A 14,731-nucleotide genomic window follows, 5' to 3' on the forward strand; every position below is an offset into this window, starting at 1 on the left:
TCCGCCCTCAAACCCTCAACAACCCCTTCCGCTCGATAAACCGCACCACCTGATCCAACCCGTCGAGCGCCTTCAGATTGGTCATCACGAAAGGCCGCTCGCCGCGCATTTTCTTCGCGTCCGAAGCCATCACGTCGAGGTTCGCGCCCACCATCGGCGCGAGGTCCGTCTTGTTGATCACGAGCAGGTCCGACTTGGTGATGCCGGGGCCGCCCTTGCGCGGAATCTTCTCGCCGCCCGCCACGTCGATCACGTAGATAGTCAGGTCCGACAGTTCCGGGCTGAAGGTTGCCGCGAGGTTATCGCCGCCCGATTCGATGAAAACGATGTCCGCGTCCGGGAAGCGCGTGAGCATGCGGTCGACGGCTTCGAGGTTGATCGACGCGTCCTCGCGAATCGCCGTATGCGGGCAGCCGCCCGTCTCGACGCCCATGATGCGCTCGGCCGGCAACGCGCCCGCCACCGTCAGCAGGCGCTGATCTTCTTTCGTATAGATGTCGTTGGTGATCGCGACAAGATCGTATTGTTCGCGCATCGCCTTGCAGAGCATTTCGAGCAGCGTGGTCTTGCCCGAGCCGACCGGACCGCCGACGCCCACGCGCAGCGGCGGCAGTTTCTTCGTGCGAACGGACGAGTGAGCGGAATGTTGAGGTGCGTTCATGATGGATCGATTTATGAGCGAAAGAGCCGCGAATACTGCGACTCGTGACGCGCCGACAGAATGCCGAGTTGCGGCGCGAAAGTGTTGATATGTTCCGGCGATGTGGCGAGCGCGCGCGTGACCGCTGCGTCGATCGGTCCGCGCAACGCGACGATAATGCGCTGCCCCGCGAGTTGCCCGAGCGGCACCGCCTTCAATGCGGCAGCGGCCTGGTTCTCCACCCAACTGAATGCATACGCGGCGAGGGCGGCATCGACCGCTGCATCGTGCGCGTAGGCGGCGAAAGCGAATGCCGTGGGCTGAGCGAGCGGCGTGATCGCAGTAAGCGTCGCGCGCCGCGCTGCATCGCTCCATTCGAGCGACACGCATAATTGCCGCAGCGACCAACCCATTTGCTCGGTCTCGCGACGCAACTCGGCGGACTCGCGGCTCGCGAGGAATTCGCGGTTCGCTTGTGCGAGGCCGTCGGCGTCGTGCGTGCGCCAGCGTTCCATTTGATGCGCGAGGAACGGCAGTTCGCCATGCGCGAGCACGTCGGTCAGGCCGCTTGCGATCCAGTCGCGGGCCGAGTCGGCGTCGGTGATCAGTTGCGCTTCGATCGCCGCTTCGAGACCCTGCGAATAACTGAATGCGCCGATCGGCAATGCCGGCGACGCGAGATGCAATAGCGCAGTGAGTTCAGCGATGCGCATGGTGAGCGTGATGCGCGTGGCCGCAAGATTCGTCGTGTACGTGGGCTTCATGATCGTGCGAGTGGCCGTGGCCTTCGTGGCCATGCTCATGCTCGTGCGAATGCCCATGCCCATGATGCTCGCCGAACACCTGCTGCGCCAACGCATAGTCTTCGGCGAAGGTCTCGTCGTGGCCATGCTTGTGGCCGCCGCCATATGCGCCCGACTCGGGCTGAAACGGCATCGACACCTGATCGACGGTTGCGCCGATGCGCTTCAACATATCGGCGAGAACGGGATCGTATTCGAGCTTCAGATAATCCGCGCCGACTTCAACCGGCGTGTGGCGATTGCCGAGGTGGTATGCGGCGCGCGTGAGCGTCAGCGTATCTTTCGCGCGGACCACGAGCACGGTTTCCGCCGCGGCGACCACACGAACGAGGCCGCCGTCGTCGGCGACCAGCACATCGCCGTCGCGCAGAACGGTGCCGCGCGGCAGCAGCAACGCCACTTCCTCGCCGTTATCGAGCGTGGCGGCAAGGCGGCTCTTGCGACGTTCGTCGAACGCAAGTGTCAAGGTCGGCGCGCGCTTGATAAGCACGGGCGCGAGCTTCAGATGAGGTGCAAGCAGTTTGTCGAGTGTGCGCATGATCAGAACAGAAAGTAGCGTTGCGCCATCGGCAAGACGGTGGCCGGTTCGCACGTGAGCAGTTGACCATCGGCGATCACCTGATAGGTTTCGGGATCGACGCTGATCGACGGACGCCACGCGTTGTGAATCATGTCGGCCTTCGTGATGTTGCGGCAGTTCTTCACGGCCACGATACGCTTGTTCAAACCATAACGCTCGGCAACGCCAGCCTCGGCGGCGAGTTGCGAAACGAAAGTCAGCGACGTGCGCCCCAACGCACCGCCGCGCGTCGCGAACATCTCGCGATAATGCACCGGCTGCGGCGTGGGAATCGACGCGTTGGGGTCGCCCATCTGCGCCATCGCGATCATGCCGCCCTTCAGAATCAGCGAAGGCTTGATGCCGAAGAACGCCGGCTCCCAGAACACGAGGTCGGCCCACTTGCCCGGCTCGATCGAACCGACTTCATGCGCGATGCCGTGCGTGATCGCGGGGTTGATCGTGTACTTGGCGACGTAACGCTTCGCGCGAAAGTTGTCGTGACGCGCGCCGTCTTCGGGCAGCGCGCCGCGCTGCACCTTCATCTTGTGCGCGGTCTGCCATGTGCGGATGATCACTTCGCCCACGCGCCCCATCGCCTGCGAATCGGACGACAGCATCGAGAGCGCGCCGAGATCGTGCAGGATGTCTTCGGCGGCAATCGTCTCGCGGCGTATGCGCGACTCGGCAAACGCAATATCTTCCGCAATCGACGGGTCCAGGTGATGGCACACCATCAGCATGTCGAGATGCTCTTCGAGCGTGTTGACGGTGTAAGGGCGCGTCGGATTCGTCGACGAAGGCAGCACGTTCGCCTCGCCGCATACCTTGATGATGTCCGGCGCGTGGCCGCCGCCCGCGCCTTCAGTGTGGTACGTGTGGATCGTGCGGCCCTTGAACGCGGCCACGGTCGCTTCGACGAAACCCGCTTCGTTCAGCGTGTCCGTGTGAATCGCGACCTGCGTGTCGGTGTCATCGGCAACGGAGAGACAGTTGTCGATCGCGGCCGGCGTCGTGCCCCAGTCCTCATGCAGCTTCAGACCAATCGCGCCCGCCGCGATCTGTTCGAGCGCGGGCTGCGGCTGGCTCACGTTGCCCTTGCCGAGAAAGCCGAGGTTCATTGGATAACCATCGGCGGCTTGCAGCATGCGTTCGAGATGCCACGGACCCGGCGTGCAAGTGGTCGCATTCGTGCCCGTTGCGGGGCCAGTGCCGCCGCCGAGCATCGTCGTCACGCCGCTTGCGAGCGCTTCTTCAATCTGCTGCGGGCTGATGAAGTGAATATGCGTGTCGATGCCGCCCGCCGTCACGATCAGTCCTTCGCCCGCGATCACTTCGGTGGACGCGCCAATCGCAATCGTCACGTTCGGCTGAATGTCGGGGTTGCCCGCCTTGCCGATCGCGGCAATGCGGCCGTCCTTGATGCCGATGTCGGCCTTCACGATGCCCCAGTGATCGAGAATCACCGCATTCGTCACGACAGTATCGACAACCTCGGCATGCACGCGCTGCGACTGGCCCATGCCGTCGCGAATCACTTTGCCGCCGCCGAATTTCACTTCCTCGCCATAGGTCGTGAAGTCGCGCTCGACTTCGATCAGCAACTCGGTGTCGGCGAGACGCACGCGGTCGCCGGTGGTGGGGCCGAACATTTCCGCGTATGCGCGGCGGCCAATGCGTAAGGTCATGGTGTGGGTCCGGAAATGAGCAGGTCGTTCGGGGCGAGTGCCCGCAAGGGCATCACAGCTTGCCCATCACCTTGCCGTTAAAGCCGTAGACGATGCGCTCGCCCGCCAGTTCGACGAGTTCGACGGTGCGCTCCTGGCCTGGCTCGAAGCGCACGGCCGTGCCCGCCGCGATGTTCAGGCGAAAGCCGCGCGCGGCTTCGCGGTCGAACGCGAGTGCGTCGTTCACTTCGTAGAAATGGTAGTGCGAGCCGATCTGCACCGGCCGGTCGCCGGTATTCGACACGACGACCGTGACGGTGGCGCGGCCCGCGTTGAGTTCGTGCTCGCCGTCGTCGGTGAGGAGTTCGCCGGGAATCATGGGCGTGCCTTTGTGGTTCAGCGAATCAGGGAATCGGATGATGAACGGTCACGAGCTTGGTGCCGTCGGGGAAGGTCGCCTCGACCTGAATGTCGGGGATCATCTCGGGCACGCCTTCCATCACGTCGTCGCGTGTGAGCAGCGTCGTGCCGTAGTGCATGACCTCGGCGACGGTCTTGCCGTCGCGCGCCGCTTCCATCAGCGCGGCGGTGATGAAGGCGACCGCTTCCGGATAGTTCAGTTTGAGGCCGCGCGCGCGGCGCCGTTCGGCAAGCAGCGCAGCGGTGAAAATCAGCAGCTTGTCCTTCTCGCGAGGTGTCAGCTTCATCGAATGAGTGCGGTGAGTGGCGCCCGGTCCAAGTGGATCGGGTCGCGACAATGATATGCGTTGCGGGTCGCGGATGCGACCCGTGCAATGCCGGACAAAACAGCGACGCTATCAAGTCCGGCTAACGGCGCGCTTACAGATCGGCAGGCAGCGCCGCGCCGAACCACTTCTTCGACATCGTGTTGAACGTGCCGTCCTGCTTCGCCTGCGCGATCGCGGCATTGACCTTCTGCTGCAGGCGCGGCTCGTTCTTGTTCATGCCGACGAAGCACGGCGAGTTCTTGATGACGAACTTCGGCTCGGGACGGCGCGGCGGATTCTTCGCGAGGATCGCTGCCGCGACGATGTTGCCCGCCGCGATCAGTTGAACCTGGCCCGACAGAAATGCGGCGATGGTCGCGTTGTTGTCCTCGAAGCGCTTGATCGTCGCGTTCGGCGCCATTTGCGTGAGGCCGAGTTCCTCGAGCGCGCCGCGCGTCGCGCCGACCGTCTTGCCGGTGAGGTCGGCGGGGCCGCTCACCTTGACGTCGGCGGGACCGAACACGCCCTGGTAGTACGGCGCGTACGCGGTCGAGAAGTCGATCACTTTCTCGCGATCCGACGTCTTGCCGAGCGACGAGATCACGAGGTCGACCTTGTTCGTTTGCAGATACGGAATGCGGTTCGCGCTGTTGACGGGCACGAGTTCGAGCTTCACGTTCATCGACTTCGCGAGCAGCGCGGCCGTCTCGATGTCGTAGCCTTGGGGCTTCATGTCCGGGCCGACCGAGCCGAATGGCGGATAGTCCTCGGGCACGGCGACTTTCAGCACGCCCGCCTTGGCGATGTTGTCGAGCGTGTCCGCGTGGGCGGGCACGGTGACGGCGAGGACAGGCGAGGCGAGCAGTGCGGCGAGCAGCGTGCGGCGCATGGAACGAAGCGTGGGTCGGTTCATGTGATGTAGGCGTGGTCCAGGCGTGGTGTGGTCGGTGTGCGCGTTCGGGCGCGATGTCGACGCGCGAGGCGCGGCAGCATCGCGCGCTAACAACGCAAGGTGTGTGCCATCGTGGTGCGGCGGGCGCGAGCGGGGAGTTTTCAGCGCGGCGCACCATGTGGGGGCTCGCCGTTGCGCCAGTGTGGTGCGGGGCTGTCTTACGCGGTGAAAGCGCGGCGGCGCGCTAGGTGGTCCAGATTAGGTGGCCCAGATCAGGTGGTCCAGATTCTTAGTGGCACGGCATCGACGCCGTGCACGATGGGGCGCAACTGCATCCAGCATTGCGTCAACGCGCGTTGCAAGCTCTCCATTGAACGCGAGAGGACACGAACCAGCAACACGCCGCTCGTCACGCAAGTGGCCGCTGCGCGTATCGTGCTGTCGAATGGAAGCTGAGCGGTCAGCGCCTCGGCGAGCGCGTCGTCGCAAGCAGCGCCGATCGCCCACAGCGTGCCGTACGCGGGAAAGCCGCCGAGTCCTTGAGCGGCATCGCGCAACGGGTCGTCGGCGGCGAGGCTCGCGCGCTCGAACCACAGCAAGTCGCCGTTCATGTCGTTCTTTGCCCGCACGATCCGCGACACCGCCCGCAAGCTTCCCTCCGACCATCGCTCGCCGGCCGCTTGCCGGCCCAACTGCGTCGCGTCCCAGCCGATCGCGGTCGCGCCTTCGTCGAGTGTCAGCGAAAAATCCAGCGCCGCATTCGCATGATCGAACACGATGTTGTTCTGCGGCAGCCAGTCGAGCTTCGCGTTCTCGCCGACGTGCACGGCGATGTTTTGCCGCGCGGCGCGTCCATTGGATTTGTACCACTTGGTCGCGCCAGGCGTCGTGATGACGGCATGCGCGGCGGCGCCGACATTCACGCTGATGTCGAGCTGATCGCCGCCCGCAATCCCGCCGGGCGGATGCACGATCACCGCATGACAGATGGACTCGCCCTCGGGATAAAGCGGCCGCTGCACGCGCAACGGTCCATCGTGGAGCCGGTGTTCAAGCGCCGTGCGCTGAGCTCGCCTGACGAAGCCGAGTTCGAGACGCGCGCGCCATAGCGCATGCGCTTCGCTTTGCGCATTGGCCAACGTGACGTGGTTTTCGTGAAGCGACATGCAAGTGGACGTGCTAATGAACGTGCTAATGAACGTGCGATGGATGTGTGAATACAGGAACTACAGCAGCGAGCCGGAGCCAACGCGAGGCCCGAGCAACACGCACAACACGCGCCGAGCATAGCACGCAAGCCAACGCCCACGAGTCACACAGCGATCAGCGCACGCACGCCGTCCGCATCCATATTCGCGCCTTCTCCGCCCGCGACGATCTCGCCCCGGCTCATCACCCAATAGCGGTCGGCAATCTCCTTCGCAAAGTCGTAGTACTGCTCGACGAGCAGCACCGTCATGCCCATTTCCTCGACCAGTTGACGCAGCGTGCGGCCAATGTCCTGAATGATCGACGGCTGAATGCCTTCCGTCGGTTCATCGAGAATCAGCAGTTGCGGCTCGCTCATCAGCGCGCGGCCAATCGCGAGCTGCTGCTGCTGACCGCCCGACAGATCGCCGCCGCGACGCCCGCGCATATCCTTCAGCACCGGAAACAATTCGTAGATGCGCTCGGGGACTTTCTTCGGCGCTTTCTTGCTGGCCGCGCCCACCAGCAGATTTTCTTCGACGGTGAGCCGCGGAAAAATATCGCGCCCTTGCGGCACATAAGCGAGGCCATGCTCGACGCGCGAATACGTGGGCAGCTTCGTGATCGGCGCGCCGCGCCACGCGATGGAGCCGCTCTTCGTCTGCACGACGCCCATCAGGCAGCGCAGCAGCGTGGTCTTGCCGACGCCGTTGCGGCCCAGCAGCACAGTGAGCTTGCCGTCGGGCACCGTCAGCTTCACATCGCGAAGAATGTGGCTGCCGCCGTAGTACTGGTTGAGGTTTTGTACTTCTAGCATGGTGGTCCGGTCCTGTGATTCACTGCGCGCTGATCGAACAAACTAATAGGGCTAACTCAGCGGCCGAGATACGATTCGATCACGGTCTCGTCGCGTTTGACGTCGTCGAGCGTGCCGTGCGCGAGCACGCGTCCTTCGGCCATCACCGTGACCTTGCCGGTCTTGCCCGACAGCGCTGCCACGAACTCCATATCGTGCTCGACTACCATCATCGAGCAGGTGCCGCGCAGATGGTTGAGCAGTTCGGCGAGCTGCATGGTTTCGTCGTCGGTCATGCCGGCGGCGGGTTCGTCGAGCAGCAGCAGCGCGGGTTGTTGCATCAGCAACATGCCGATCTCGAGCCGCTGCTTTTGTCCATGCGACAACTCGCCGGCCAAACGCCGCGCCTCGCTTTCGAGACCGATCAACGCCAGCGTTTCTTCGATGCGCGCTTGTGCCTCGCGATCGAGCCGCGCACGCAATGACGCGAGCCAGCCCTTGTCGGTTTTCATCGCCAGTTCGAGGTTTTCCCACACGGGATGCTGCTCGAAAACCGTCGGCTTCTGAAACTTGCGTCCGATGCCGGCGCGCGCGATGGACGGCTCGTTCATCCGCGTGAGGTCGATCGACTGGCCGAGAAACACCTTGCCGGAATCGGGCGCGGTCTTGCCGGTGATCACATCCATCATCGTCGTCTTGCCCGCGCCGTTCGGGCCGATGATGCAGCGCAATTCGCCGGCGTCGATGGAAAGCGTCAGCGCGTTCAACGCGCGAAAGCCGTCGAAGCTCACGGTCACGTCGTCGAGATACAGGATCGTGCCGTGCGACACGTCGATCTCGCCCGGCACGACCGCGTGCCCCATGCTGGCGACGCCGCTTAGCGCATGCTCGGAAGGTTGTTCGGGCAACGCGAGATCGGGAACCATCGGATTTTCGTTCATGAGCGGTTCCTCTTGCGGGTCACGAGTTCGATGAGTCCCATGATGCCGTTCGGCAAGAACAGCGGGACCAGCACGAAAATCAGACCGAGAAAGAACAGCCAGTATTCAGGGAAATTCGCCGTGAAAAAGCTCTTCGCGCCGTTCACCGCGAATGCGCCGACAATCGGCCCAATCAGCGTGCCGCGTCCGCCCACGGCGACCCAGATCGCCATTTCAATCGAATTGCCCGGCGACATTTCGCCGGGATTGATGATGCCGACTTGCGGCACATACAACGCGCCGGCAATGCCGCACAGCACCGCGGACACGGTCCACACGAACAGCTTGTAGGCGAGCGGGCTATAGCCGAGGAACATGAGGCGCGTCTCGCCGTCGCGCACGGCGGTGACGACGCGGCCTAGCTTCGACGTGACGATCGCGCGCGCGCCGATGAACGCGAGAATCAGCACGGCAAACGTAATCAGCAGCAACGCGGTGCGCGTACCCGGGTGCGTGATCGCGAAGCCGCCGATGCGCTTGAAATCCGTAAAGCCGTTATTGCCGCCGAAGCCCGTTTCGTTGCGATAGAACAGCAGCATCGCGGCGAAGGTCATGGCCTGCGTGATGATCGACAGATACACGCCTTTCACGCGCGAGCGGAACGTGAAGAAGCCGAACACCCACGCGACCACGGCCGGCACCAGCACGACCAGCAGCAGCGCATAGCCGAGATGTTGCGTGCCTTCCCAGTACCACGGCAGTTGATGCCAGTCGAGGAACACCATGAAGTCGGGCAGGTCGCTGCCGTACTTGCCGTCGTGACCGATGGCGCGCATCAGGTACATGCCGATTGCGTAGCCGCCGAGCGCGAAGAACAGCGCATGACCGAGGCTCAGAATGCCGCAGTAACCCCAGACGAGATCGAGCGCCAGCGCGGCGATCGCGTAGCACATGAACTTGCCGGTGATCGTCATCGCGTAGGCGGACAGATGCAGCGGGCTCGTCTCCGGCACGACGAGCGTGGCGAATGGCACGCCGAGCCCGAACACGATGATCAACGCGATCAGCGCGAGCCACGCGCGCCGCGACAGCAGCGCGGGACGCGGCGGCAAGCCGAGCGCGAAGCCGGATTGCGCGGCGCGCGTTTCGGCGCCGCTTGTGCCGTGCGTGCCGACGTGAGCGGGCGCGTTCGAAGAAGAAGTCGCAGATGTCATGTCATGCCTCCGCGCTGCGGCCCTTGAGGGCGAACATGCCCTGCGGACGCTTCTGGATGAACAGCACGATCAGCACGAGCACCGCGATCTTCGCGAGCACCGCGCCCCAGAACGGTTCGATCGCCTTGCTGACGAGTCCGAGCCCGAAGCCGCCGATCACCGTGCCCGCCAGTTGACCGACGCCGCCCAGCACGACCGCCATGAACGAATCGATGATGTAGCTCTGACCGAGGTCAGGGCCGACGTTGCCGATCTGCGAGAGCGCGCAGCCGCCGAGTCCCGCGATGCCCGCGCCGAACGCGAACGCATACGAATCGACGCGCGCGGTTTTCACGCCGACGCAAGCGGCCATGCGACGGTTTTGCGTGACGGCGCGCACGAACAGACCCAGGCGCGTCTTCGTCAACACGGCCCATGCAATGCCGACGACAAAGAGCGCAAACGCGAGGATCACGAGGCGGTTATACGGCAGGATCAGATTCGGCAACACGGTTACGCCGCCGCTCATCCACGAAGGGTTCACGACTTGCACGTTCTGCGCGCCGAACAGCATGCGCGTTGCCTGGATCAGAATCAGGCTGATGCCGAACGTGGTCAGCAGCGTTTCGAGCGGACGGCCATACAGATGCTTCAGCACAAGCCGCTCGATGACGATGCCGACAAGCGCCGCCGCGACGAACGACGCAGGCACCGCGAGCAGCGGATACCAGTCGAACGCGCCGGGCGCGAAGCGTTGAAAGAGGTTCTGCACGACATAGGTGGCGTAGGCGCCGATCATCAGGAATTCACCGTGCGCCATGTTGATGACGCCGATCAGGCCATACGTGATCGCGAGCCCGAGCGCGGCGAGCAGCAGCACGCTGCCAAGCGACAGGCCCGCGAACAGCGTGCCCGCAATTGCGCTGCGGCGCTGGATTGCATCGAGTTCGTCGATGCCCGTTTGTGCCGCGGCCCGCACGCGAGCGTCCGTTTCGGCGAAGGTGCCGTCGGGCTTCTTCGCGACGAGCGGACGCAGCAGTTCGTTCATGTCGAGGTCGTGCCGAGCGGCGACGAGTTGCACCGCTTCGAGGCGTTTCGTCGCGTCCGCGTCATGCAGCGCGGTCATGGCCCAAAGCGTATCGAGGCGCTTCTTGAGCGCCGGGTCGGTTTCCTTTGCGCGGGCCGCGTCGACGAGTGGTTTGATCGACGGGTCCGGGTTTTTCAGCAGCGCGTTGATGGCTTCTTCGCGCGTCGTTTTGTCGGCGGAGTCGAGTTGCAGGCCGGAGAGCGCGCCTGATACTTTTGAGCGCAGCAGATTGTTTAGCGTGACGGGTTGGGCGTCGCCGGCTTCGACTGGCTTGCCGGTGACTGCATCGTGCAGCGTGTCGCCGTCTGGTAGCAGGACGGCGCCGGAGTCGGTGGCGAGGACCGCGTCTTCGGACAGCGCCTTTAACACCGTCAGCGATTCCTTGTCGTGATTCGCGATGAGTTTGTCGATCGCTGCGGACTTGGCGTCGAAGTCGTCGGCGGCGAGCGGCGCGACATCGGCGGTGGTCAGCGCGAACGCGGCGTGTGGCGTTAGCGTGGCTAATGTTGCTAACGCGAGCAGTGCCGATGCGGTGCCGCGTCGAGCGAACCGCTGTGCAGAAGTGAGAAATGAAAACGCCATGATGGCCTTTGAAGAATGACTAGCGGCGCGGCGCGATGCAAGGCAGCGTTTCGCGCGATGGGTTGCGGGAGTGCTGCGGATGCTTGTGGCCAGCCGCTTGTTGTGGCGAGGTGCTGGCGGCGTGATGCGGCGTAGTGCGGCGGTGAAGTGCGACAGCGAGCGATCGCGCAGCGCGACAGCGCAGTACGGCACACGACGCGACCACGGAGTACGACCACGCAACACGGCGACGCAGTACAACCCACGCACTACGCGATCCACGCGATTCGAGCAACGCACGGCCACGCAATTCAACCCGAAGCCATGCGCCGCAAAGCGACTCCCCGCACGCGCGCCGCAACCACAAAACCAACGCATCGCAACGGCAACACAAGCCGCCGCGACACGCCGCACCACCCAATCAGGCGACCCGCGACCGCGAGCGCTTCAGAAACGCCGGAATCGAACTCACCACATCCGGCTTGCCCGCATTGCCCGCGATAAACGGACTCCACGGCTGCGCGCGAACCGCGGTCTTGGTGCGCCACACGACATTGAACTGACCGTCCGCGCGCACTTCGCCGATCATCACCGGCTTATGCAGATGGTGGTTGCCGTCCATCTCGAGCGTGAAGCCCGAAGGCGCCGCGAACTGCTGGCCGACCATCGCCACGCGAACCTTGTCGACGTCCGTGCTCTTGGCCTTCTCGACCGCCTGCTTCCACATGTGAATGCCGACGAAAGTCGCTTCCATCGGATCGTTCGTCACGCGCTTCGTGCCGCCCGGCAGGTTGTTTTCCTTGACCCACGCGGCCCATTGCTTCTTGAACTTCTCGTTGGCCGGATTGCGCACCGACATGAAGTAGTTCCATGCCGCGAGATTGCCGACGAGCGGCTTGGTGTCGATGCCGCGCAGTTCTTCCTCGCCGACCGAGAACGCGACGACCGGCACGTCCGACGCCTTCAGCCCCTGGTTGCCGAGTTCCTTGTAGAAGGGCACGTTCGAGTCGCCGTTCACCGTCGAGATCACGGCCGTCTTGCCGCCTTGCGAGAAGGTCTTGATGTTCGCGACGATGGTCTGGTAGTCGCTATGGCCGAACGGCGTGTAGACCTCCTGGATGTCGGCGTCCTGCACGCCCTTCGACTTCAGGAACGCGCGCAGGATCTTGTTCGTCGTGCGCGGATACACATAGTCGGTGCCGAGCAGGAAGAAGCGCTTCGCGCCGCCGCCTTCCGCGCTCATCAGATATTCGGTTGCGGGAATCGCCTGCTGGTTCGGCGCGGCGCCCGTGTAGAACACGTTGCGCGACATCTCTTCGCCTTCGTACTGCACGGGGTAGAACAGCAGGCCGTTGAGTTCCTCGAAGACCGGCAGCACCGACTTGCGCGACACGGAAGTCCAGCAGCCGAACACCACCGCGCATTTTTCCTGCGTGATCAGTTGACGCGCTTTTTCTGCGAAGAGCGGCCAGTTCGATGCCGGGTCGACGACCACCGGCTGAAGCTGACGGCCCATCACGCCACCGTTCTTGTTGATGTCCGCGATCGTCATCAGCGCGGTGTCTTTCAGCGATGTCTCGGAGATCGCCATCGTGCCCGACAGCGAATGCAGGATGCCTACCTTGATCGGGCCGCTTGAGGACTGCGCGTGCGCGAACGGCACGCGGCCTGCAAGCGCGAGCGCGCCGGACATGGAGCCGAACTTCAACAGACTGCGACGTTTCATGTGTATCCCCTTGCCATTGATGATGAATGTTTATGGGCGTCGATCTCAGCCACAGGGGCGTGCCCTGCATGATTTGCCGCTCCTGTACTGCAAGGCATATGCCATGCTGATGAAACGCGCGGGATGGCAGCGTCGCGCGCTGTGGCGCGGCCCGGAGCAAGCGGGCTTATGCGTGCTGGCGTACGAATGTGGTGCATGCAGATGGGATGCGCCTCGTTCGGGTGCGGGACGCGCCGCGACGAGGCGTGAGAATAGGCAAGCGGGCTTTGACGGTGCACATGCGCAGCGGCGTTGTGCATGGGGATGCGGCGCTTGCGGTGGCGCTCGCGTATGGCGGTGGTTGTGGCGAACGCAACGCGCCGCTGAGATTGCGCTCGCCTTTCACGGCCGGCGTGAGAGGGGCAGCGTACTGTTCGATAGCGCTCGCGTTTCACCGCCGGCTTGGCGAAGACAGCGCACGCGCTCGATCGGGTGCGAGCGCGGCTATCGCCGCGTGGTTCGTCGGCCTCGGCGGCTTTTCCGAGGTGATCGAAACCGCAAGATCGCGGCGATATTCGCGGCCGCCGCCGGCGTGTCCAATGTGAGCTAATGAACGCGTGTGAATGGTCTTGCACGAGGCCGGCTGTTGCCTTTGCCAGCCTCGCGTATTACCCGCGTTATGCGTCGGCTTTCTTAGAACGCAACGAAGGGCCCGCTCTGCGGTCCGGCTTGTGAGCCGCTAAGCGCCGTATAAACACTGCGGCCGAAGAAGAACGGCAAGCCCCAGATGAAATAGCCCGAGACCGACGTGTACGCGGCGATGTTGTCGAACGCGGCATACGTGCCGGCGAGGAGGCTCGCGGTGTTGGCGACCTGGAAGGGCACGGTCGCGGACTTGAGCGCGCCGCTCGTCGGCTTGAGCACGGCGGACAGGCTCAACGTGGTCGATGGCGTATAGCGGCCCCAGGCATCGAACGGAATGGCCGTGTCGCCGAAGATGGTGATGTTCGAGCCGCTGTCGATCACGCCGTTGCCGAACGCGCTTCCCTTGTACGTCGTCGTGAAAAAGCCGTTGCTGTCGAGCGGGATGATGTTCGCGGTCGACGGCAGCGCGTTGTTCTGCTGCGTGCCGATGCCGAACACGAGCTCGCCCGTCGCGCTTGCCTGGCCGCCCGGCTGCAACGAAGGAAGACGGATGATCGTGCCGTTGTTGTCGGTCGTGAAGTCCGCAACCGGATTCATGACCTGCGTATCGAGCGGCACGCGCGTGTTCGCGCACGGACCCGACGACGGACAGTAATAGTACGTTGCCGGCAACACATATTGCGCGGCGAGCGGAAAGTCGCGGACCGCCGAGCCGATGCCGACCACGCCGTTGGCGCCGAGCTGCGCGACGCTACCAATATCGACGACGCCGCGCGACGCGCAATCGGTCGGCGTCGGATTCGCGCCGTCGCTGACGATCTGCACCGGCAGACTGCCCGCCAGTTTTCCGCCGATGCTCACGTCCGCGCGCTTGACCGAGCCCCACGTGTAACCCGACGCAAAGATCGCGCACTGGGAGATGGACGCGTTGTGCGTGGGGTCGTCGGTCGCGCCTGTCTGCGCCGGCAAGCTGCCCGCCAGCGCCGGCCCGAGCGCGCTTGCCATCACACGCACGCCTGCGGAGCCGGTATCGAGCAACATGTGATCGATGGTCGCGCATTGATTCGCGCCTTGCACGCCGGGAATGCAGATCGTGACCGTGACGTACGGCGTGTTCGCGTAGCCGCCTGTCCATCGTTCTATTGTGATGGAGGCTGTGTTTTGCGTTGGTGTGGGCGTTGGTGTTGGGGTTGGTGTCGGTGTTGGGGTTGGTGTCGGTGTTGGGGTTGGTGTTGGTGTCGGTGTTGGGGTTGGTGTCGGTGTCGGAGTTGGAGTTGGAGTCGGAGTCGGAGTCGGAGTTGGTGTCGGAGTCGGAGTCGGAGTCGGAGTCGGAGTCGGAGTCGGAGT

General features: G+C 63.9%; 14 protein-coding genes. All 14 read right to left on the reverse strand.

Going from position 1 to position 14,731, the window contains the following annotated elements; all coding sequences use genetic code 11:
• Window positions 1-7: 7 nt before the first annotated feature.
• Window positions 8-661, reverse strand: a complete 654-nt coding sequence (ureG, locus tag P0D87_RS11985; protein ID WP_006048593.1) for an urease accessory protein UreG — start codon at window positions 659-661, stop codon at window positions 8-10.
• 11 nt (window positions 662-672) lie between these two features.
• The gene (locus tag P0D87_RS11990) at window positions 673-1,353 is read right to left on the reverse strand and encodes an urease accessory protein UreF (protein ID WP_006048592.1); all 681 of its coding nucleotides are present in this window, start codon (window positions 1,351-1,353) and stop codon (window positions 673-675) included.
• The gene (gene ureE, locus P0D87_RS11995) at window positions 1,340-1,981 is read right to left on the reverse strand and encodes an urease accessory protein UreE (RefSeq protein ID WP_053857650.1); all 642 of its coding nucleotides are present in this window, start codon (window positions 1,979-1,981) and stop codon (window positions 1,340-1,342) included. The genes P0D87_RS11990 and ureE overlap by 14 nt, the downstream gene beginning before the upstream one ends.
• A 2-nt stretch (window positions 1,982-1,983) precedes the next feature.
• Window positions 1,984-3,690: an urease subunit alpha gene (gene ureC / locus P0D87_RS12000; RefSeq protein ID WP_006048590.1), complete on the reverse strand. Its 1,707-nt coding sequence runs from the start codon at window positions 3,688-3,690 to the stop codon at window positions 1,984-1,986.
• A gap of 52 nt (window positions 3,691-3,742) precedes the next feature.
• Window positions 3,743-4,048 (reverse strand): urease subunit beta, encoded by a 306-nt coding sequence (locus P0D87_RS12005; protein ID WP_006048589.1) that lies wholly within the window; start codon window positions 4,046-4,048, stop codon window positions 3,743-3,745.
• 25 nt (window positions 4,049-4,073) lie between these two features.
• Entirely contained in the window at window positions 4,074-4,376 is a 303-nt protein-coding gene (ureA, locus tag P0D87_RS12010) for an urease subunit gamma (RefSeq protein WP_006048588.1), read from the reverse strand.
• Window positions 4,377-4,509: 133 nt separating this feature from the next.
• Complete coding sequence (locus tag P0D87_RS12015; RefSeq protein ID WP_053857651.1) at window positions 4,510-5,310, reverse strand: transporter substrate-binding domain-containing protein; 801 nt, start codon at window positions 5,308-5,310, stop codon at window positions 4,510-4,512.
• Window positions 5,311-5,561: 251 nt separating this feature from the next.
• A complete protein-coding gene (locus P0D87_RS12020) occupies window positions 5,562-6,455 on the reverse strand; it encodes an urease accessory protein UreD (RefSeq protein ID WP_053857652.1) in 894 nt (297 codons plus the stop codon).
• A gap of 146 nt (window positions 6,456-6,601) precedes the next feature.
• The gene (gene urtE / locus P0D87_RS12025; RefSeq protein WP_006048585.1) at window positions 6,602-7,294 is read right to left on the reverse strand and encodes an urea ABC transporter ATP-binding subunit UrtE; all 693 of its coding nucleotides are present in this window, start codon (window positions 7,292-7,294) and stop codon (window positions 6,602-6,604) included.
• Window positions 7,295-7,350: 56 nt separating this feature from the next.
• Entirely contained in the window at window positions 7,351-8,214 is an 864-nt protein-coding gene (gene urtD / locus P0D87_RS12030) for an urea ABC transporter ATP-binding protein UrtD (protein ID WP_006048584.1), read from the reverse strand.
• Window positions 8,211-9,407, reverse strand: coding sequence for an urea ABC transporter permease subunit UrtC (urtC, locus tag P0D87_RS12035; protein WP_053857653.1), 1,197 nt, complete (start codon window positions 9,405-9,407; stop codon window positions 8,211-8,213). Before urtC ends, urtD begins: the two co-directional genes overlap by 4 nt.
• 1 nt (window position 9,408) lies before the next feature.
• Window positions 9,409-11,055, reverse strand: a complete 1,647-nt coding sequence (gene urtB / locus P0D87_RS12040; protein WP_053857654.1) for an urea ABC transporter permease subunit UrtB — start codon at window positions 11,053-11,055, stop codon at window positions 9,409-9,411.
• A 400-nt stretch (window positions 11,056-11,455) separates the two neighbouring features.
• Window positions 11,456-12,760, reverse strand: a complete 1,305-nt coding sequence (gene urtA, locus P0D87_RS12045; protein WP_006048581.1) for an urea ABC transporter substrate-binding protein — start codon at window positions 12,758-12,760, stop codon at window positions 11,456-11,458.
• Window positions 12,761-13,432: 672 nt separating this feature from the next.
• On the reverse strand, window positions 13,433-14,731 hold a 1,299-nt coding region (locus tag P0D87_RS12050), incomplete at its 5' end, for a DUF3443 domain-containing protein (protein WP_408636831.1).

The organism is Paraburkholderia sp. RL17-368-BIF-A, from assembly GCF_046054045.1.
GTDB lineage: Bacteria > Pseudomonadota > Gammaproteobacteria > Burkholderiales > Burkholderiaceae > Paraburkholderia > Paraburkholderia graminis.